18 protein-coding genes are annotated in these 20,078 nt (G+C 67.5%); 6 read left to right on the top strand and 12 right to left on the bottom strand.

Features of this window, described 5'->3' with window-relative positions; all coding sequences use genetic code 11:
• Nucleotides 1–3: 3 nt before the first annotated feature.
• From ribBA to ACSQ9E_RS20175, 4 genes are all read right to left on the bottom strand, one after another.
• Nucleotides 4–1,125, bottom strand: a complete 1,122-nt coding sequence (gene ribBA / locus ACSQ9E_RS20190) for a bifunctional 3,4-dihydroxy-2-butanone-4-phosphate synthase/GTP cyclohydrolase II (RefSeq protein ID WP_057206640.1) — start codon at nucleotides 1,123–1,125, stop codon at nucleotides 4–6.
• A gap of 211 nt (nucleotides 1,126–1,336) precedes the next feature.
• Nucleotides 1,337–1,630, bottom strand: a complete 294-nt coding sequence (locus ACSQ9E_RS20185) for a 2Fe-2S iron-sulfur cluster-binding protein (protein ID WP_057206641.1) — start codon at nucleotides 1,628–1,630, stop codon at nucleotides 1,337–1,339.
• A gap of 24 nt (nucleotides 1,631–1,654) precedes the next feature.
• The gene (locus ACSQ9E_RS20180; RefSeq protein ID WP_057206643.1) at nucleotides 1,655–2,290 is read right to left on the bottom strand and encodes a DUF938 domain-containing protein; all 636 of its coding nucleotides are present in this window, start codon (nucleotides 2,288–2,290) and stop codon (nucleotides 1,655–1,657) included.
• Nucleotides 2,291–2,885: 595 nt separating this feature from the next.
• Complete coding sequence (locus ACSQ9E_RS20175) at nucleotides 2,886–3,167, bottom strand: DUF427 domain-containing protein (RefSeq protein WP_057206646.1); 282 nt, start codon at nucleotides 3,165–3,167, stop codon at nucleotides 2,886–2,888.
• A 204-nt stretch (nucleotides 3,168–3,371) separates the two neighbouring features.
• On the opposite strand from ACSQ9E_RS20175, the gene ACSQ9E_RS20170 reads away from it, so the two are divergent.
• Complete coding sequence (locus tag ACSQ9E_RS20170) at nucleotides 3,372–4,280, top strand: SDR family NAD(P)-dependent oxidoreductase (RefSeq protein WP_436218976.1); 909 nt, start codon at nucleotides 3,372–3,374, stop codon at nucleotides 4,278–4,280.
• Between the two features lie 68 nt (nucleotides 4,281–4,348).
• Entirely contained in the window at nucleotides 4,349–5,878 is a 1,530-nt protein-coding gene (gene gshA, locus ACSQ9E_RS20165) for a glutamate--cysteine ligase (protein ID WP_436177233.1), read from the top strand.
• A gap of 23 nt (nucleotides 5,879–5,901) precedes the next feature.
• Here the strand turns inward: gshA and ACSQ9E_RS20160 are convergent, their stop codons facing one another.
• Genes ACSQ9E_RS20160 through ACSQ9E_RS20145 form a run of 4 tightly spaced genes read right to left on the bottom strand, consistent with a single transcriptional unit; the run spans nucleotide 5,902 to nucleotide 12,575 of the window.
• A complete protein-coding gene (locus tag ACSQ9E_RS20160; protein ID WP_436218975.1) occupies nucleotides 5,902–7,095 on the bottom strand; it encodes a Wadjet anti-phage system protein JetD domain-containing protein in 1,194 nt (397 codons plus the stop codon).
• Nucleotides 7,092–10,466, bottom strand: a complete 3,375-nt coding sequence (locus ACSQ9E_RS20155; protein ID WP_436218974.1) for an ATP-binding protein — start codon at nucleotides 10,464–10,466, stop codon at nucleotides 7,092–7,094. Before ACSQ9E_RS20155 ends, ACSQ9E_RS20160 begins: the two co-directional genes overlap by 4 nt.
• Nucleotides 10,459–11,109, bottom strand: a complete 651-nt coding sequence (locus ACSQ9E_RS20150) for a DUF4194 domain-containing protein (RefSeq protein WP_436218973.1) — start codon at nucleotides 11,107–11,109, stop codon at nucleotides 10,459–10,461. The genes ACSQ9E_RS20155 and ACSQ9E_RS20150 overlap by 8 nt, the downstream gene beginning before the upstream one ends.
• A gap of 2 nt (nucleotides 11,110–11,111) precedes the next feature.
• Nucleotides 11,112–12,575, bottom strand: a complete 1,464-nt coding sequence (locus ACSQ9E_RS20145) for a DUF3375 domain-containing protein (protein WP_436218972.1) — start codon at nucleotides 12,573–12,575, stop codon at nucleotides 11,112–11,114.
• Between the two features lie 294 nt (nucleotides 12,576–12,869).
• On the opposite strand from ACSQ9E_RS20145, the gene ACSQ9E_RS20140 reads away from it, so the two are divergent.
• Entirely contained in the window at nucleotides 12,870–13,970 is a 1,101-nt protein-coding gene (locus ACSQ9E_RS20140; RefSeq protein WP_436218971.1) for an IS5 family transposase, read from the top strand.
• Nucleotides 13,971–14,730: 760 nt separating this feature from the next.
• On the opposite strand, the gene ACSQ9E_RS20135 is transcribed toward ACSQ9E_RS20140, so the two are convergent.
• Both ACSQ9E_RS20135 and ACSQ9E_RS20130 read right to left on the bottom strand, forming a co-directional pair.
• Complete coding sequence (locus ACSQ9E_RS20135) at nucleotides 14,731–14,898, bottom strand: oxidoreductase-like domain-containing protein (RefSeq protein ID WP_436220241.1); 168 nt, start codon at nucleotides 14,896–14,898, stop codon at nucleotides 14,731–14,733.
• Nucleotides 14,899–14,960: 62 nt separating this feature from the next.
• On the bottom strand, nucleotides 14,961–15,203 hold the full coding sequence (locus ACSQ9E_RS20130) for a hypothetical protein (RefSeq protein ID WP_436218970.1): 243 nt from the start codon (nucleotides 15,201–15,203) through the stop codon (nucleotides 14,961–14,963).
• Between the two features lie 114 nt (nucleotides 15,204–15,317).
• On the opposite strand from ACSQ9E_RS20130, the gene ylqF reads away from it, so the two are divergent.
• A complete protein-coding gene (gene ylqF / locus ACSQ9E_RS20125) occupies nucleotides 15,318–16,301 on the top strand; it encodes a ribosome biogenesis GTPase YlqF (RefSeq protein WP_057268065.1) in 984 nt (327 codons plus the stop codon).
• A 123-nt stretch (nucleotides 16,302–16,424) separates the two neighbouring features.
• A complete protein-coding gene (locus ACSQ9E_RS20120) occupies nucleotides 16,425–18,716 on the top strand; it encodes a putative bifunctional diguanylate cyclase/phosphodiesterase (protein ID WP_436218969.1) in 2,292 nt (763 codons plus the stop codon).
• Between the two features lie 76 nt (nucleotides 18,717–18,792).
• Here the strand turns inward: ACSQ9E_RS20120 and ACSQ9E_RS20115 are convergent, their stop codons facing one another.
• Together ACSQ9E_RS20115 and ACSQ9E_RS20110 are read right to left on the bottom strand one after the other, a co-directional pair.
• Entirely contained in the window at nucleotides 18,793–18,936 is a 144-nt protein-coding gene (locus tag ACSQ9E_RS20115) for a hypothetical protein (protein WP_164470725.1), read from the bottom strand.
• Between the two features lie 117 nt (nucleotides 18,937–19,053).
• Nucleotides 19,054–19,506, bottom strand: coding sequence for a RidA family protein (locus tag ACSQ9E_RS20110; RefSeq protein ID WP_057206659.1), 453 nt, complete (start codon nucleotides 19,504–19,506; stop codon nucleotides 19,054–19,056).
• An 88-nt stretch (nucleotides 19,507–19,594) separates the two neighbouring features.
• On the opposite strand from ACSQ9E_RS20110, the gene soxR reads away from it, so the two are divergent.
• On the top strand, nucleotides 19,595–20,062 hold the full coding sequence (soxR, locus tag ACSQ9E_RS20105) for a redox-sensitive transcriptional activator SoxR (RefSeq protein ID WP_436218968.1): 468 nt from the start codon (nucleotides 19,595–19,597) through the stop codon (nucleotides 20,060–20,062).
• Nucleotides 20,063–20,078 lie beyond the last annotated feature (16 nt).

The following is a 20,078-nucleotide window of genomic DNA, read 5'->3' as shown; positions in this document are numbered from 1 at the left end:
CTTTTACTCTTTGGGGATGAAGCCGGTGATTTCGAGGCCGTAGCCGGCCATGCTGGGCATGCGGCGGGGCTGGCCCATGAGTTGCATCTTGTGCACGCCGCACTCGCGCAGGATCTGCGCGCCCACACCGTAGGTGCGCAGGTCCATGCGGCCGCGCTCGGGCGCCTGGGCGGCGCGCGCCGTGCCTTCGAACTGTTCGAGCAGTTGCTCGGCCGTCTCGCCGCAATTGAGCAGCACGGCCACGCCCTTGCCCTGGGCTGCCAGGTACTGCAGGCTCGAATCGAGGCCCCAGGAGTGCATGGAGCGGTTCACTTCGAGCGCATCGAACACCGACAGCGGCTCGTGCACGCGCACGGGCACCACGTCGTCGGCGCCCCACTGGCCCTTGACCAGCGCCAGGTGCACGGCCTGGCTGGGTTGGTCGCGAAAGGCGTGCACGGTGAACTCGCCGGCGGCGGTCTGCAGCGTGCGCGTGCCGACCTTCTCAACCAGCGTCTCGTTGCGGCTGCGGTATTCGATCAGGTCGGCGATGGTGCCGATCTTCAGGCCGTGCTCGGCCGCGAAGAGCTGCAGATCGGGCAGGCGGGCCATGGTGCCGTCGTCCTTCATGATCTCGCAGATCACCGAGGCAGGGCTGCAGCCGGCCATCACGGCCAGGTCGCAGCCGGCTTCGGTGTGGCCGGCGCGCATGAGCACGCCGCCGTCCACCGCCTGCAGCGGGAAGATGTGGCCGGGCTGCACCAGGTCTTCTGCGCGTGCATTGGGCGCCACGGCGGCCTGCACGGTGCGCGAGCGATCGGCGGCAGAGATGCCGGTGGTCACGCCCTCGGCGGCTTCGATGGAGACGGTGAACGCCGTGGCGTGCTTGGTGCCATTGCGCGTGACCATGGGCGGCAGGCGCAGGCGCTCGCAGCGCTCGCGGCTCAGCGTCAGGCAGATCAGGCCGCGGCCGAAGCGGGCCATGAAGTTGATCGCCTCGGGCGTCACGTGGTCGGCGGCCAGCACCAGGTCGCCTTCGTTTTCACGGTCTTCTTCATCCACCAGGATGACGATGCGGCCGGCGCGCATCTCGGCCACGATGTCCTCGACGGGCGAGATCGGCACGGGGGTGAGGGGAGAGTTCATGGAAGGCTTGGGCTTTCTGTGGGGACGTCTGGCGAGTGTGCGCAGCGCAGGTTCCCGTGGCCGGAGGTCGCCATACGGCATACACCTCCAAGAAACCGCCCAAAGAACATGCGATGCGGCGCTGCCGCACGTCGAAGGGGCATATTGCCCCACAAGGCATGGATTTTAATGCACCCGGCAGCAGAGCGCATGCAGGAAGTCTTGCGCCGGGTCAGATCATGCTGCCCTGGATCACCACGTCTGACTCAGGGTAGGCCACGCAAGGCAGCACGCAACCTTCTGCCTTTTCCTCGGGCGACAGGCCGGGCCATTCGATGTCGTAGCGCACACGCCCCTCCACCAACTGCCCGATGCAGGTACGGCAGGTGCCGTTGCGGCAGGAGCTGGGCCAATCGATGCCGCCCTGCTCGATGGAGACGAGCAGGGGCTGCTCGGGCCAGGCATCGCACTGGGCACCATCGGGCTCGATGCGGGCGGTGAAGAAGGGGCTGGCGGGGTTCGTCATGGCGTATGCAGGTGTGCGTGCAGGTCAGGCGCTGGCGGGCGTGCGTTGCCACACCAGCAAGAGGTTGTTGGCGGGCAGGGCGTGGCGCTCGGCCAGTTGCAGGCCGGCGGCGGCGGCTTCGCGCTCCACATCGGCGCGGTTGCGGATGCCCCAGTCGGGGTTCTGTGCACGCAGGGTGGCGTCGAAGCCCTGGTTGCCCGGTGAGGTGGGCACGCCGTCTTCGATGTAGGGCCCGTAGGTGACCAGCCGGCCGCCCGGCGTCAGATGCCGCGCTGCACCCTGCATGAGGCCCGCACAGCAGGCCCAGGGGGCGATGTGCAGCATATTGGCGCAATAAATCAGGTCGAAGGGCTGGGCAAAGGGGGCCGCACCATCGGGCCAGGTGGCAGAGCGCACGTCCAGGCGCACGGCGGGGCGCACGTTGGTGGCGCCGGCCTGCAGGGCCCAGCCGGCGATGGCGAAGAACAGCTCGTCCTTCAGGTCCGTGGGCTGCCAGGTCCAGCCGGGCAGGGCGGAGCCGAAGAAGGCCACGTGCTGGCCCGTGCCGCTGGCGATCTCCAGCGCCGTGCCGGTGTCGGGAACCAGGCCGCGCAGCAAGGCCAGGATAGGCGCTTGGTTGCGTTCGGAAGCGGGACTGCAGGGGAGGGCGGGAGAGGTCATGGATGTGGACAAAGTACGGGGCGCGATGCTATCAAATTGAAAGCAAAGTGGGCTTGGCAGGGTCTTTGCCAGAGTGCCCAAATTTTCATCAATGCAGTGATATTCCTTGCAAATCAAGCACTTGGCGCGGCCATACAGGGCTTGTCCAAAGTTATCCCCATGATTGTCCAGTGCGGGCAGGGATAACCGGGCACCTTCTGCCTAAAAAATGAGCACTGCATTCATTTTCGTTGTGAATCAATGGCTTGGATCGCCCATACACGGCTTGCCCAAACTTATCCACATGATTGTCCAGCGCAGGCAGGGATAACCGCAGGTTTTGGCCTGCCGGTCGCTGCCCAAAAAATGGGCGGCGGGTGGGTTTTCGTTGTAGATCAAGCACTTGCATCGGCCATACACGGCTTGTCCTTAGTTATCCACACGATTGTCCAGTGCCATCAGGGATAACCCTGGGCAGGCGCCAGGCCAGGCTGCCCAAAAAACGGGCGGTGCAGTGATATCCCTTGTGAATCAATCACTTGGCATGGCCATACAGGGCTTGCCAAAACTTATCCACATGATTGTCCAGTGCGGGCAGGGATAACTGCCGCGTGCGTCAGGCCTCGATCTTCACGCCCTTCCAGAAGGCGACACGGCCGCGGATCTCGTCGGCCTCGGGCTTGGGATCGGCGTAGAACCAGGCGGCGTCGGTGTTCATTTCGCCGTTGACCAGCAGCGAGAGGTAGCTGGCCTGGCCCTTCCACGCGCAGGTGGTCTTGTGGTTGCTGAAGGTGACGTACTCGCGCTTGAGCGATGCGTCGGGGAAGTAGTGGTTGCCTTCGACCACCACGGTGTCGTCGCTTTCGGCAATGACCACGCCGTTCCAGGTTGCTTTCATGGGGAAATCCTTCGATAAGGGAAAGAGGGGGGGCGCAAGTGCCCGGCGTCCGTGCGGTTTGCGGGGGCGCCAGCTGCGATTTTGCCTGCACCGGGAGTGCCGTGCACTGCCAGTCGCGCGCGGTACCGCGTGGGTTCGCGATGTGGCTTAAAGTCGCTGCGGTTCCAACCGCCTTTTCAAAACCACCACAGGAGAACATTGACCATGGGTATCGATTTCAAGGGCCGTGTGGCCATCGTCACGGGCGCCGGTGGCGGCCTGGGCCGCCAGCATGCGCTGGCACTGGCGGCGCGCGGCGCCAAGGTGCTGGTCAATGACCTGGGCGGGGCGCTGGATGGCAAGGGCGGCTCGGTGGGCGCGGCGCAGGCCGTGGTCGACGAGATCATCGCCGCCGGCGGCGAGGCGATTGCCAACGGTGCCTCGGTCACCGACTATGCGGCTGTGCAGGCCATGGTGCAGCAGGCCATCGACGCCTGGGGCCGGGTCGACATTTTGGTGAACAACGCCGGCATCCTGCGCGACAAGTCGTTCAGCAAGATGGAGATGGACGACTTTCGCCTGGTGGTGGACGTGCACCTCATGGGCGCAGCCCACTGCTGCAAGGCGGTGTGGCCGCACATGGTGGCCCAGCAGTACGGGCGCATCGTGATGACGACCTCCTCCACCGGCCTGTACGGCAACTTCGGCCAGTCCAACTACGGCGCCGCCAAGCTGGCGCAGGTCGGGCTGATGCAGACCCTGGCCATCGAGGGCGCCAAGTACCACATCCACGTCAACGCCCTGGCGCCCACGGCCGCCACGCGCATGACCGAGGGCCTGATGCCGCAGGAGGTGCTCGACGTCCTGAAACCCGAGGCCGTGGTGCCCGCCATGCTGGTGCTGGCCCATGAAAGCGCGCCCACGCGCACCATCCTGTGCGCGGGCGCAGGCACCTTCGAGGCTGCGCACATCACGCTGACTCAGGGTATTCACCTAGGCATTGGCGCGGACACCCCTGAGCAACTGGCCGCACGCCTGTCGGAAGTGACCGAGCGCGCTGGCGAGCAAGTACCACAAAGCGGCGCAGCGCAGGGAACCAACGAGGTGAGCAAGGCCTTGGCGGCCAGGGTTTAAGCCAGGTCCACACGCGCAATCGTGCGCCGTGCTAAGTTCCGGGCCGACACGAGATCGGTAATAAAGATATGAGAACTTTGCAGGAACGACTGACCGCCTACCCCGCCGATGCCCTGGCAGGGATACGCCGCGGCATCGAAAAAGAGGGACTGCGCGTGCTGCCCAGCGGGGGGCTGGCCCTCACGCCGCACCCGGCGGCGCTGGGTTCGGCACTCACGCACCCCTTGATCACCACCGACTACAGCGAATCGCAGCTGGAGCTGATCACCGGTGCGCGCAAGGGCGTGGACGAGTGCCTTAACGAGCTGGCCGAGGTGCACCAGTTCGTGCACCGCGCGCTGCAGGCGCAGGGCGGCGAGCTGCTGTGGGCGTCGAGCATGCCCTGCGGCCTGCCCACCGACGAGACGATTCCCATCGGCCGCTACGGCAGCTCCAACGTGGGCCGGGCCAAGAGCGTCTACCGCATGGGCCTGGGCCACCGCTACGGCCGGCGCATGCAGGCCATTTCGGGCATCCACTACAACTGGTCGTTGCCCGGCGTGGGCAGCGATGACTACTTCGCGCTGATCCGCAATTTCCGCCGGCATGCCTTCGTGCTGCTGTACCTGTTTGGTGCATCGCCCGCGCTGTGCCCGTGCTTCGTGCAGGGGCGCGACCACCGGCTGCTGCCGCTGGGCGACAAGGGCCAGGCCATGTACCTGCCGCACGCCACCTCGCTGCGCATGGGGCGCCTGGGCTACCAGAGCGACGCCCAGGCCACGCTGGCCGTGAGCTACAACGGCCTGGCAGGCTACGCCAACTCGCTGCACGAGGCGCTGACCAAGCCCTACCCCGCCTACGAGACGGTGGGCGTGCGCAACCCGGGCGGCGACTACAACCAACTGGGCACCAGCCTGCTGCAGATCGAGAACGAGTTCTACGGCACCATCCGCCCCAAGCGCACCGTGCACACGGGCGAGCGCCCGCTGCATGCCCTGCGCGAGCGCGGCGTGGAATACGTCGAAGTGCGCCTGATGGACCTGGACCCCTTCGTGTCCGTGGGCATCACGGCGTCGACCATGCGCCTGCTGGACGTGTTTTTGCTGCACTGCCTGCTGTCCGACAGCCCGCCCGACACGCCCGAAGAGATTGCCGAGCTCCAGCAGAACCAGCACCTCACGGCCGAGCGCGGCCGCGAGCCCGGCCTGCTGCTGCACCGCGCCGGCCAGGCCGTGCCGCTGACCACCTGGGGCGCCGAGGTGCTGGCCGAGTGCGAGCCGCTGGCCGCCGCGCTCGATGCCACGCACGGCACCACGGACTACAGCGATGCCCTGCGCGACGCCCGGGCGCTGATGGAGGCGCCGGACCGCACGCCCTCGGCCCGCGTGCTGGCCAGCATCGTGCAGGACCACGAGAGCAATTTCGAGCGCTTTGCCTTCCAGCAATCGGCCAAGGCGCAGAACACGCTGCTGGCCCTGCCCTGGAGCGATGCGCAGCAGGCGCGCTACCTGGCGTTGGCCGACGAGTCCATCGCCGCGCAGAAGGCCATCGAGGCAGCGGATACGCTGCCGTTCGAGCCCTGGCTCGAACAGTACATGGCGGTCGAGGGGTTGGGCTGAGCTGATCCAGCGGCGGCTGCGGATCAGTCCTGCAGCCGCTGCAGCGCCGCCTGCACCCATCCAAATCCCACGTGCTCCTGCTCCAGCCGCAGGTTGGCTTGCAGCCGGTTGTCGCGCAAGTCGTCGTACAGGGCTGCTTCGGCCTCTGTCAGGCGTGGCAGGTTGCGCCGGGTGGGCTGGTTTTCCTGGCCCCACAGCGGCGCATGGGCCTGCAAGGTGGCCTTGTCCATGAGAAATGACTGGGCATGGGGCCATTGGTGGCGCAACTGGTCGAGTATGGCGAAACCGTGGGTATCGATGTCGCCCCAGTAGTGCAGGGGGCAGTGGGCCAGCCATTGCGCCTGCCGCAGCACGTCAAAACCATACCCGGCGCCAAAAACCACCAGGCTGCGCGGGTGCGCAGGCAAGGCCAGGAAGTTGGTTTCGTTCTCGGTCATGAACACGCGCGCGCCCGCCAGGGGCAACTGGGCGAAGGGCCCTGCGTCCAGGGTCACGTCCTGGCCCCATGGCCCTGCAAGCAGGGCGGGGTCCAGCAGGCGCAGGCGAATGCGCAAGGGTTTTCGCAGCAGGCCGTAGCGCTCCTCGAACAGGCCGGCCCCCGATGCACCCCGGTCGATGGCGTCCTCGGGCAGCGCCAGATCCAGCAGGTCGGCCAGCACCGCGCGGCGGGCTTCGACAAACTTGCTGTGCACGCCCGCCACATCGATCTGCCGTGCATAGACGCCGGGGCGGGGGTGCTGCTGCAGCCACTGCACCACGTCCAGCAGGCGCTGCCAGTCGTGCGTCAGCGCCAGCGCCTGCAGGGGGCGCTGCGCCAGCCATGGGAGCAACAGGGGCTGTTGTTGCCGGGTGGTTTCCACCAGGGCGTTGAAATGCGCCAGGTCGCGGCGCTTTCCCAGCCAGGCCATGGCGTCGTCCAGGCTGTCCACCCAGATCTGGTCTGGAACTTCGTTGGTGCCGAAAAGGCGGTGGCGAAAGCTGCGCATCTCCACGCGGCAATGGGGGAGCGCCCTGATTTGCGCCACCCACGCGCGCACACTGGCAAACTGGTCGGTGATGTCGCCCGAACTGGGGCCGCGCAGCGCCAGGCGGCGCGGGAAAAGCGGGGTGGGCTGCAAGGCGTCCGGCGCGGCGGGCACGGCGCTGGCCAGCAGGTCGCCGCGGTCCCAGAGCCTTTGGAGCTGCGCCAGCAGATCGTCGGGGCGGCTCCAGTTCATTCACCCGCCTCCGGGCGGGAGGCCCGATATTCCTCGATGGACAGGTTGCGCAGTTGCGAGGACCGGCCATCCGCGTTGTGCACGAAGCCCACGCTGGAGACGAAGGGTTCGATGGTGTGGATTTTCTGCAGCGGGGTGATCACCAGCAGCTGCAGTTGCAGCTGCGCGAACAGCTGCAGGCCGTACTGCGCGGATTCGTCCGAGCCCCGCCCGAAGGCCTCGTCGATCATGACGAAGTGGAACCGGGGCGAGCGCGCAGCGCCCCATTGCAGCCCGAACTGGTAGGCCAGGCTGGCCGCCAGGATGGTGTAGGCCAGCTTTTCCTTTTGCCCGCCGGACTTGCCGCCAGAGTCGGAGTAGTGCTCGTGCTCGCTGTCGTCCTCGCGCCAGCGCTCGCTGGCGGCAAAGACGAACCAGTTGCGCACGTCGGTGACCTTGGCGGCCCAGCGCCGGTCTGCCTCGCCCGTACCCTCCCGCCCCCGCAGGCGTTCGATGATGCGCTGCACCTGCAGAAACTTGGCCTCCGAATACTGCGCATCGTCCGAGCCCGTGATGCCGCCTTCGGTGCAGGCGCGCAGGTCGTTGCGAAAGTCGCGTATGTCCACGTCCGGCGCCGTCTGCGCCTCCAGGCGGATGGTGCGGCCGGGGTTGTAGTCGATCTGCGTGAGCGATGTGTTGATGCGGCCGATGCGGTCCAGAATTGTTCCCCGCTCCCTCTCCAGCATCGACAGGAACATGGCCACCTCATGGATGGTGTTCTCGTTGAGCAAGTTCTTGAACGTGGCCTCGAAGCGCGGCAGGTCATCGGCACGCAGGTTGTCCAGCATCGTCCGGTACTCGTGGCTGGCCTCGATGCTGGCGTCCACCTCCTGCGTTTCGAGGGGGTAGGTGTTCTTGTAGGCCGACATGTCGCGGATGATGCGTTCGCGCAGGCGCTTGAGCTGCAGATCCTCGGCATCGATCTTCTTTTGCAGCCAGTCGCGCAGGTCGCGCTCACGTGCGTCGCAGGACTCCAGTGTCAGGCGCTGGTCAAGCTGTGCCTGTGCGCGCAGCGCCTCCAGCTGCGCCGGCAGGTGCGCGTCGCCGGACAGCGGGTGCTCCGCCAGCAAGGCCTGGGTCTGGCTGCGCAGTGCCTGGGCGTCGGAGCGCCGCTGCTCGGTCCTGGCGCGGGCATCGCGCTGGTGGTCCATGTCGGCCTCGATCTTCTTCAGCTCTTGGAGCACCGCATCGCGCTGCTCTCCCAGGTGCCGCAGCAGGTCGGAGGCCGCGCGCAGGGCCAGCTGCTCGTGCTGCAGCCTGGCGATGTCGGCCACCAGCGGCTGCCAGTCCAGATCGCGAAAATCGGCATACACATCCAGCTGCGTGAGGTTGCGCATCTGCAGCTTCAGTGCCTGCTGCTCCAGCTGCCGCTGCGCAATGCGCTGGCCGACGTCGCCCAGCTGGTTTTCGAGCTGCCGGGCCTGGGCCTGCAGCGCGCTGACCTTGCCCGTGTTCTCCCAGCCCAGCACGTAGCGGCTGCGGTCATCCAGGCGGTGGCGGTCGTCCTTCTCATGGCGTTCGCCCCGGGACTTGATCTGCCCGGTGCGTGTCAGGGCGTGCGCTTCCCGGCGGAACTGTTCGGGCGTGGTGCAGCAGGCCACGTCGAACCGGTGTGCCAGCTCGCGCTCCAGCCAGTCGTAGAACGGTGTGTCGGGGTGGATCTGCAGCTTGTGGACCACGGACTCGCGGTGCAGCGCGGGCATGTCGCTGCGTTGCCCGGCGCGGATGCGGTAGTACACCAGCCGTCCCTTGAGGTGGGTGGCATCGACCCATTCGGACACGGCAGCGTAATGGCTGTCCGAGACCAGCAGCGACAGGCCGAAGCCGCCGAGCAGCCGCTCTGCCGCGCCTTCCCAGTCGCGCTCGGTTTCGTGCACCTGCAGCAGTTCGCCTGCGAACGGCAGCGCCCGCGCTGGCAGGCCCAGGGCCTCGCACAGCTGGTGGCGCAACGCGATGTGGTGGGCCGGAATGTTGTTGCGCCGGGCCTTCAGGCTGGCAATCTCGCCGAGCAGTTGCCCGTGGTTGCGTCGCCCTTCGGCCATGGCGACTTCATCCTCGATCTGGCTGTTCTGCAGGGCTGCTTCCCGGTCCTGGGCCAGTTGCTGCATGCCGGCCAGGCTTTGCCGCTGTGCCAGAAAGTCGGCGGCGCTGCCCATGCTCAGCAGGCCTGCGGCGCGTGCCAGCTCGTTGTAGCTGTCGGCCTTGGCCTTGCGCCGTTGCGCCTGGTCCTCTTTGTCGGCAATCTCCTGCGCCAGTTGCTCCAGCCGGTCGCCGCCGTTGTCCGCCATGCTGCGGCGCAACTCGCCCTCCAGGGCCTGCTTGGCCGAGCGCTGGCCTTGCAGGCGCTGAACCCGCCCGTCATGGCTCTCCCACTCGTCATCGAGGTTGGCAATGCGTTCTTCCAGCAGCACCAGCTTGTGCTGGGCAAACCAGGGCTTGAGTGCATCGCGGCATTCCCGCAGGCCCTCGCTGTGTGCGGTCTGCGCATCGTGGCGCCCGCAATCCTCCACCAGGGGAGTGAGCAGTTCCTCCTGCTTGTGCGCTTTGAGCACGGCGGCATGGGCGCGGCTCAGGTCATCGAAGTGGCCGATCAGTGCCGCAATGGGCGGTGCCATGTCGAATGGCTCCAGCATGTGGCTGCGCACGAACCCCGTCAGATTGCCCACGGACTTCATCGATACCGTCTGGTGGAAAAGCTCCAGCGCCTGCTCGTTGTCGATGCCAAAGCGCCGGCGAAACCAGGCGCTGTAGGGCGGAAAGCTCTCGTGCAGCGTGGCGCCCCTGGCGCGCAGCTTCTTGCGCAGGGCACCGATGTCGCTGCCAAAGTCGGAAAAATCGCTGGTGATGGACAGCGCGCTCTCGGCGCACACGAAAAAGCGCGCCGGCTGGCCGTGCGGCTCCTTCATCCAGAACACCTGCGCCAGTGTCACCGTGTGCCCATAGGCGGCGTTGTGGAACACCCCGAGGATGACGGAATACGTGCCGGTGTCGCGCAGCGCGACCGGCTTGGCGCTGCCGCTGGCCTCGTTGCGCTCGGACTTGTAGTGGCCCAGCACGTAGGACCGCAGGGACCGCTCTTTGCCCTGTGCGCCAGCGGCCTTGTTGTAGGCGATGCGCTGCGCCGGGACCAGCAGCGTGGTGATGGCGTCCACCAGCGTCGATTTGCCGGAGCCGATGTCTCCGGTGAGCAAGGCGTTCTTGCCGCCGGGGTGCAGGCTCCAGACGTGGCCATCGAAGGTGCCCCAGTTGAAGACCTCGAACCGCTGCAGCCGAACGCCTGGAGGCACGTCGCCGGCTTGCTCTGCGCTGTGCTGTGCGTGCAGGTCATTCATCGGAGGCCTCTGCCGCTTGCATGGGGGCACTTGCCAGCTGCGCCTGGTAGGCGGCCAGGCGCTCGTCGAATTCACCCAGCCACTGCGCATCCACGAAGGCCTTGAGGATGCGCCGCACCTCGTACACGGCGCTCTGGCCGCCGACGGGGCTTTTGTGGCGGCGCAGGAAGCCCAGTTCGACGACCTTGTTCAGGTGCGTGTCGATCTGGTCGATCAGGCGCGCTTCGTTGCTGTGCTGGGGCAGGAACACGCGCACCATCTCCACCAGCTCGTCGCGGGACAGAACCAGCCGGGTGTCCCCTCCCACGGCGTCGAACTCCAGCAGCTTCTTGCGCAGCAGCGCCAGCATGAGGCTGACCTGGAAGGTCAGCGGCCGGCGCGCCACCAGGCGGGGCACCGGGGCCGTGGGTTCTTCCGGCTCCGGGCGCGCCCGCAGGTAGGCAAAGCCCTCGGCCTCGTCGATGTGCAACGCCAACCCCAGAACACCCACGTAGTCGCGCACCCGCGCCTGCAGCCCCAGCAGGGCATGCCAGTAGTTGGCGTCGCCCTCCTGGTACATGACCCCCTTGAGCAGCGGGATCACCAGGGTGGAGAGGTCGTGCGTCGGCAGTGCGGGCGGGGCATCTTCTGCGTCTTCTTGCATGCTTATCTTACAAAAATGACCCGCGGCAGGCGTGCGCGCTTGAGTCTGGGCGGGTCGCCAGAGGCAGGGCCAGGCGCGGCGCTCCAGGTGATGGTTTCGGTGCTGGTCTCGTCCACGGCAGAGGCGAAGCTGCTGCTGGCCAGCTGCAGGTAGGCGATCAGTTCGGCCAGGCCGTGCTGCAGCGGGTGGGCCTGGCACAGGTCGCCCAAGGTGATCTGTCCCTGCCGCTGCAGGGCGCGGCGGATCTGCTGGGCCAGCTTCGCCTTGTCGATGACGATCTGCGAATACAGCGCGGCGTCGTCCATGTCGGCCTCTCCGGCCTGCAGGGCGATGCTGGCGATCAGGGTCTTGACGCCGGGGGCATGCAAGGGGCGTTCAAAAGGCAGGGCGATGTCGATGCCCGGGGTGTCCAGGTGCATCGCCGGGCCTTGCGGCGGTGCATCGCGCAACCGCAACGCATGCCCTTCGATGTTGCGCATCAGGTCCATGATGCGGCGATTTTCCAGCCAGGACTGGTCGTCCAGAAAGCGCCGCAGCTGCTGCGAAAGCAGGGCCACGGTGCGCTGGGTGTGCTCACCGGCTTCCATCCAGTCGTGGTGCACACGGCGCACCCGCATGTCGGGCTGCATGGCCGCCACGGCCTCCAGCTGCAAGACCTGCTCCAGCATCGCCGACAGCTCCTGCTGGCGCTGGCTGGACATCAGAAAATCCCAGAAGGCCCGGAAACTGCGGCCCTGGTCGGAGTCGGCAATGGCGTCGCGCTCGCCCAGAATGTCCTCCAGCAACGCGCCCCGCGAGCCCCGCCACAGGGTGATGCGCTCGCGCACCGTGCGGTCCAGCAGGCGAAAGTTCTGCTCCACCTCGCGAAAGTCCGCGAGCAGCTCGCGTGACAGCTGCGTGAACTGGGCAAACCGCTCCTTGACGGCCGTGTCGCCCAGCACCGGCAGGTTGCCGGAGAGCACGCGGGCTATTTCCGCATCGATTGCATCGCGCTGGCGCTGCAGATCCAGCAGGCGCACGTTCACATTGGTCTGCGTGCCGGTACTGATCTGGCGCAGCAGCTCGAACAGGGTGAGCAGCCGCGATTCCGTGCCCACGAAGCTGCGTTCGGTCAGCGTGCCCAGCCAGGCAATGGCTTTCTCGCTGGCCGGCGTCATGTCGAACACCGGGGCATCCGAGCCCGCGCGGTAGAACTTGCGCAGCCATCCCTTGTCCACGCCGGCCCAGTCGTTCAGGTACTCCATTGCCGTTCTGGGAAATGCCTGCTCCCCCAGCTGTTCGCGCAGCAGGTAGAGGTCGTCTTCGAGCGCTTCGCACAGGTCCGCCTGGGCGATGGTGCGCACATTGGGGGTGATGAAGACCCGGTGCAGGAAGCTGGCCACCAGTGCCACGTGGTCTGACCGCAGCAGCCGCCACGCCGGGTGGTTTTGCAGCAGCTGGTCTAGCTTGGCATGGTCCAGGGACATGGAGGGTGGAGATTGGCCAGGCGGTGGGGCAGGGTGGGAGGGGGCGGGCGACTTTTTCAGCCGCGCCTGCCATCTTAGGGTACGGCCGGGGTGTCTTCTGTGTTGCCTCTTTTGAGTGGTCCGGTGGTCTGGGCGTTGTCTGCGGCTTGGCTTTCGTGGTTGCTGCGTGCTGTGGTTGAAGGCGGAGGCCGGGTCTCGGCCCGGCGGCCGAGGCACTTGTTCTTTGCTTCGCCAAAGAGGGTGTAGAAGAAATAAATTATAATAGCGCTGCATTGACCAAGCAGGAGCAGCGCAATGGCAAAGACAGGCCGACCACCCGTGATCCCCCCTGGCGAGTACGCCACCTTGCGCGAGGTGGTCCGAGACAATCCGCAGGCGACGCTGCCCGAGTTGGCGCTGGCCTGGGCCGATCACATGGGCCGCAGCGCCCCTAGCACGGTGACTCTGCGCGCAGCACTGAAGGCTGCCGGCCTGCAGCGAGCGCGGCCCAAGTCGCAGCTGTCCCGCTCGCAGCCTGGTCAGCCTGGCACGCGCTACGGCTACACCGCCCGGCATCGGCCCGCCAGTCAATCCGGCAACGCCATTGCCGGTGCCCTGACCGATGCCGAATGGGCGCTGGCGCAGGACCTGTTCGAGCCCCAACCGGGCTCGCGTGGCAGACCGGCCACCTACTCGCGGCGTAGCGTTGTCGATGCCTGCTGCTATGTGCTGCGCACCGGCTCGTCCTGGCGCAACCTGCCGGTGCAGATCTATCCGCCCTGGCAGTCCGTGCAGAAGGCCTTCGTCAACTGGGCCCGCCAAGGCAAGTTCGAAGCGCTGCACGAGCGTCTGCGCCAGCAATGGCGCCAACGCCTGGAGCGCGCTGCGCAGCCCAGCGAGGCCATCATCGACTCGCAGTCCAACCGGGGCAGCCCTCAGGGTGGAACCTTGGGCTTCGATGCAGGCAAGAAGGTGCAGGGGCGCAAGCGCCATCTGGTCGTGGACACACTGGGCCTGCTGCTTGCGGTGGTGATCACCAGTGCAGCCGTGCAGGACCGCGACGCGGCCGCGCAAGCGGTAGCACAGGCGTGCAAGCGCACGGATGGCTCGTTCAAGACGTTGTGGGCCGACAGCGCGTACGCCGGGCAATGCGCCCATCAGATCGAGAAGGCGCACCACGTACAGGTGCGCATCGTGCGCCACAGTGCCCGCCACCGCTGGGACGATGCCCAGCAGCCGCTGTGGAGCGACGAGCAGCCTGCCCCCATCGCCAAGAAGCGCTGGGTGGTGGAGCGCACCCATGCATGGCTGGAGCGCAACCGCAGGCTTGTGATGCACCACGACCGCAAGCCGTTCTATGCGGCTGCGTGGGTGTGGCTTGCGCAGGCCCGGATGTTGTTGGGGCGGTTGCAATAGATTTCTTCTACACCCTCAAAGAAAAGTGCCCAAAAGAAAGGCGACCCCGCTGCCCGTGTCCCCCTCGCCCGGTGGGCAAGGGGGCAGCCTGCGATGCTCGGGCCTGGGGTGTGCCGCAGAACTCGCTGCGTTCTGCGAACTCCGCTCAAACAGCTGCGGCAAGCCAGACAACGATGCGCGTGTCCTGCGGCACGCGCTCACCCCAGGCCCTGCGCTTCTCGGCACGGTCAGAAGGGGGTGGGAGCGGGCTCCACACGGGCCATTGCTTCGCTCGGCCCCAACTGCCTCGCTGCGCTTGGCCTGGGCAGGGCGGCTGCGCCCCAACCGTCGGCAGCGCGCAGCGCGCGTCCCCGACCCCAGGCGCAGCTGCGAAGCAGCAGCCGTGTGGACCCCGCTCCCCATCCCTGCTGGCTGCGCCGAGAAGCGCAGGAGCTGGGGTGGGCGTGTGTGCCGAAGGACACACACGCTTCGTGATCTGGCTTGCCGCAGCTGTTTGAGCGGAGTTCGAAGAACGCAGCGAGTTCTGCGGCACCACCCCAGCTCCGAGCATCGCAGGCTGCCCCCGTTCGCCCGACAGGGCGTACGGGGGACGCAGACTGGGGGTCGCCTTTTCTTGGCCCACCTTCTTTTGGCGACGCAAAAGAAGGTGGGTGCGCCGCCGGGCGCACACCCCGGCTCCCGCACTCAATCAAGGCATGCGTCAACCACGAAGACCAAGCCTCCGAGCCACACTTGGGCCGCCGGGACGAGAGACCCGCCCTCAAACCAACTGCAGCAGCGCCTCCTCGCGCCAGTAATCGGCCGCATCCAGAAACCCCTCCCACACACAGCCATTGCACCCCCGCCCACAGCAACTCGTAGGCTCGGGCGGCGGCGCGCGCAGGGTGATGCCCGCCGCCAAGGCTTGCTGCTGCAACTGTGCGAACATCGCCTGGGCCGACGCGGCGTCGGTCGCTCGGGCGGGCGCGCTGCTGGTGGCGGTGCTGCCGCTCACGGCTTGCGCTTGGCCCTGCGCAGCAGGTAGTTGACGATGAAGCCGCCACCCAGCACCAGCGCGAACCAGCCCACCAGCGTGGCCTGGGCCATCAGGTCGCGCACGCTGCCCGAGCGCGCCACGTAGGGCGCCAGCAGGATCACCAGGCCGATGAGGGCGCAGGTGACGCCCTTGAACAGCATCTCCTTGTCGCTTTTGGCCTGGGTGGAGTTGCGTGGGGTGTTGTCGTTGGTGGGCATGGCGGTACAGAGCGGAAAGCGGGTCCCCATGGGGCCAATGAAAGCCCCGGGGCAATCCGCGATTATCCTTCTCACCCTGATTTCGCTTAGTTTCCCCCAAGAAAGTACCCCCGCATGGCCATCCAGTGGTTCCCCGGTCACATGCACCTGACCAAGAAAGCCATCACCGAACGTGTCAAGGACATCGACGTGGTAATCGAGGTGCTGGACGCGCGCCTGCCCGGCTCCAGCGCCAATCCGCTGCTGGTCGAGCTCACGGGGCACAAGCCCACGCTCAAGGTGCTCAACAAGCAGGACGTGGCCGACCCCGCGCGCACGGCGCTCTGGCTCGACTGGTACAACGCCCAGCTCAGCACGGGCGCCGTGGCGCTCGATGCCTCCGAAGCCGCGCCCGCGCGCAAGCTGATCGACGGCTGCCACCGCCTGGCGCCCAACCGGGGCGGCATGGCCAAGCCCATGCGGGTGCTGATCTGCGGCGTGCCCAACGTGGGCAAGTCCACGCTGATCAACACCCTGACCAACAAGCGCCAGGCCAAGACCGGCGACGAGGCCGGCATCACCAAGATCGAGCAGCGCATCACGCTGGCCGACGACTTCTACCTCTGGGACACGCCTGGCATGCTGTGGCCGCGCATCATCGTGCCCGAAAGCGGCTACAACCTGGCCGCCAGCGGCGCCGTGGGCCGCAATGCCTACGACGAGGAACTGGTGGCGCTGGAGCTGCTGCGCCGCCTGCAGCAGCACTATGCGCCGCTGCTGGAGGCGCGCTACAAGCTGGGCCTGCCTGAAGGCGCCATGGCCACCATGCACGACGAGGAACTGCTCGAAGCCATTGGCAGGAAGCGCGGCGCCATGCTGGGCGGTGGCAGGGTGAACCTGCAAAAGACGGCCGAGATCGTGATGACCGACTTTCGCACCGCCATCCTGGGGCGCATCACGCTGGAGACGCCTGACGAGTTCGAGGCCTGGCGCGCCGTGGGCCTGGCCGAGGACGCCAAGCGCCAGGCCAAGAAGGACGCGCGCGCCAAGTCCAAGGGCAAGGGCTCGGGCGTGCGCGAGCCGGCACCTGGCGACGACAGCGGCGACGCCGGCTCATAAACCCTTCGGGTGACGGGCGGCTGAACTGGCTGTCCGGCCGGTGGCAATTGAGGACTCGATAGGCGCGGTGTATCGCGTTACCATGGTCACCACCGGTTGCCACCGGTTGCCACCGCTTACACCATGCGCGCTGTTGCCCACCTGCTGCCCTCTGAGCGAGACGACGCCACCACGCAGCAGTTGGTGCGGGCCGGCTCGTGGGTGGTCGCGATCACCGGGACCCTGATCGCCGCGCTGCTGCTGCGGGACAGCCCCCTGTCCTGGACGCACGTGCTGCTCAACCTGGGTGCGGGCGGCATGGGCGCCCTGGCCGTGGTGCTGGGCCGCATGGGGCGTTGGCACCAGGCGGCGCTGGTGCTGGTCTGGGGGGTTTGGGGCGTCGTGGCACTGGTGGCGGCCAGCAATGGCGGCCTGCGCGGGCCCAACCTGCTCAATTTTCCGGTGCTGATCGTGTTTGCGGGCTGGATTCTGGGCGCACGCGCCACGCTGTGGCTCACCGGCTGCACGGGTGTGCTGCTGCTGTTCTTCCTCTGGGCCGACCTGCGCGGCCTGCTGCCGGACGCACGCTATGGCAACCGCCTGGCCTACCTGGCCTACCTCACCGGCGTGCTGGCCGTGACGGCCGCCGCCACGCTGCTGTCGCGGCGAAGCTACCTGCGCCGTGTGCAGGAGGCGCAGCACACCGCGTCGAGCCTGGCCGCCAGCGAGGCCGAGCTGCGAAAGCTGCTGCGCGCCGTGGAGCAAAGCCCCGAGAGCATTGCCATCACCGACCTGACCGGGCGCATCGAGTACGTCAACGCCGCCTTCCTGGCCCGCACGGGCTATGCGCGCGACGAGGTGCTGGGCCAGCCCTCGGCCGTGGTGTCGAGCAACGGCATGGCCGCAGCCCAGCGCCTGGGCCTGCGCGACACGCTGGCGCGTGGCGAGAACTGGGCGGGCGAGCAGGTCAACCGGCGCAAGGACGGCGCGGAGATCATCGAGGCCGTGGTGGTGGCGCCCATTCGCCAGACCGACGGGCACATCAGCCACTACGTGGAGCTCAAGCAGGACATCACCGAGCGCAAGCGCGCGGCCGAGGAGATCCACCGCCTGGCGCATTTCGACGCGCTGACCAGCCTGCCCAACCGCCGGATGCTGGTGGACCGGCTGGCCACCCTGCAGTGGCGCACGGGGCGTGCGCCCGGCGCACCGGGGGCCCTGCACGCGCTGGTGCTGCTGGACCTGGACCGTTTCACCACCTTCAACGACGCGCGCGGCAGCGAGATGGGCGACCGCCTGTTGTGCGCCGTGGCGCTGCGCCTGTCGGAACTGCTGCCCGAGCAGGGCCTGCTGGTACGGGTGGCCGGCGACGAGTTCGCCATCGTGCTGCACGACCTGGCGACCCAGGGGCCGCAGGCCAGCCGCCGCGCGCTGGCCTTTGCCGAGCAGGTGCAGGCGCGGCTGCTGCAGCCGTTGCGCCTGGAGGGCTATGCCGACGAGGCGCAGCTCGGCGCGAGCATCGGCATCACGCTGTACCCGCAGAGCCCGGCCGACTCGCCCCAGGAGGCGCTGCGCCGCGCGGGCACCGCGCTGCACCGGGCCAAGCAGGCGGGGGGCGGGCGCTCGGCCTTCTTCGAGGAGGGCATGGGCGAGGCGGCGGAGCAGCGCTTTTTGGTGGAGCGCACGCTGCGCCAGGCGATTGCGGGCGACGAGCTGCGGCTGTTCCTGCAGTCGCAGGTGGATGCGCAGGGGCAGCTCACGGGGGCCGAGGTGCTGGTGCGCTGGCAGCACCCGCGCGATGGCCTGCTGGCGCCCGGCGCCTTCATCCCCATCGCTGAAGAGTCGGACCTGATCGTGAACCTTGGCACCTGGGTGCTCGCGCATTCGCTGGCGCTGCTGGCCTTGCCCGCCATGCGCGAGCGGGGCCTGCGCCTGTCGGTCAATCTCAGTGCGCGCCAGTTCCGCCAGGCCGGCTTCATACCGCAGCTGCGTTCGCTGCTGGCGGCCTCGGGGGCCGATCCGTCCCTGCTCACGCTGGAAGTCACCGAGGGCCTGGTGATCGACGATTTCGACGATGCCGTGGCCAAGATTCGCGAGCTGGGCGCGCTGGGGGTGGAGTTTTCGCTGGACGACTTCGGCACGGGCTACTCGTCGCTGGCCTACCTCAAGCGCCTGCCGATCCGCGAGATCAAGATCGACCGCAGCTTCGTGCACGAGGCCCCCACCAACGCCGACGACGGGGTGCTGGTCGAGGGCATCCTGTCGGTGGCCAGCCACTTCGGGTTGCGCGTGGTGGCCGAAGGGGTGGAGACGCGGGCCCAGGCCGACTTTTTGCGCCAGCGTGCGCCCGGCATCTTCTACCAGGGTTATCTGTTCGGCCGGCCCGAGCCGCAGGAAGACTGGCTGGCCAGGCTGGCTCCGGGCCCCCTCGTCTGAATTCAAAAAAGAAAGCCCCCGCTGCCTGTGGTAGCGGGGGCTTTCTTTCGGTACGGCAAGGGGGCGCCGGACTTTCTTACTTGTTCTTTTCCTTGCCGCGTGGCACGACGGCCGTCACGGGCGGCATGGGGCGGTCAGAGCCGTGGGATTCCTTGGGAATCGACGTGTCCTTCTTGGGCTTTTTCGCCATCTTGTTGCTGCGCTGTTCACCTTTGGCCATGGGTCCTCCTGTGTGGGTCTCCGGATGGGACCGCTGCGCAGCATGGTACGCCACAACCGGGGTGCTCGGCATGACTGAAGGCGGCTCTTTTTCAAGGCGCCGGGCAGCGTGGCGCTGTCATGCCTGCGCGGTTGTGACCACGGCGGTGGCCTCCACTTCCACCAGCATGCCGTCCAGCGCAAGGCGCGGCACAGGGATCAGCGTGCAGCCGGGTGTGGGCGCATCGCCCCACACGCGGCGGGCGGCCTCGGTCCACAGGGCCAGGCGGGCTTCGGTGTGGTCCACCACCAGCAGCGTGAGCCGCACCACGTCATGCACGCTGGCGCCCGCCGCTTCGAGCACCGTGCGCATGTTGGCCAGCGCCTGCGCAAGCTGCTCGGCAAAGTCGGGCGACAGCTCGCCCGCCAGGTTCTCGCCGCCCTGGCCCGAGGCATAGACGGTGCGGCCCGCCGCAGGCGCCACCACCACGTGCGTGTAGCCATTGGGGGCCGGGTCGTAAACGCCTTCGGGGTTGATGTGGGCGAGCGTGGCGGCGTTGGCCGGGGTCAGGCGCGAAGCGATCTGCAACATGGGTGTGGTCCTGAAAATCGTGGAAGAGGCTGTTAGTATTCAACCTCAAGTTAAGTTGAGGTCAACGGGCACTTTTCGGAGCAGGGTCATGAAGCAGCACGACGACGCACACGGCGATTCCATGGCAGAGCTGGCCGCCGATCTTTCGGTGGGCGAGGTGGCGCGCCGCAGCGGGCTGGCGGTGTCGGCCCTGCATTTTTATGAAACGCGCGGCCTGATCGCCAGTGTGCGCAGCGCGGGCAACCAGCGGCGCTACCCGCGCTCGGTGCTGCGCCGGGTGGCGGTGATCAAGGTGGCCCAGCGCATGGGCGTGCCGCTGGCAGCGATTGGCGAGGCGCTGCAGGCCCTGCCCGCTGGCCGCACGCCGACGGTGGCCGACTGGCGCCGGCTTTCGGAGCGCTGGCGCGAGGACCTCGACGAACGCATCCGCACGCTCACGTCGCTGCGCGACCAGCTCGACGGCTGCATCGGCTGCGGCTGCCTGTCGCTCAAGGTCTGCCCGCTGCGCAATGCCCAGGATGCGCTGGCCCGGGAAGGCCCCGGTCCGCATTTCTGATCGGTGCGTGCGGAGC

It is taken from the genome of Acidovorax sp. LjRoot118, from assembly GCF_964253575.1.
Classification (GTDB): Bacteria; Pseudomonadota; Gammaproteobacteria; order Burkholderiales; family Burkholderiaceae_C; genus Acidovorax.
Note: the sequence above shows the minus strand (reverse complement) of the source record. Positions and strands in the feature narration are given on the sequence as shown.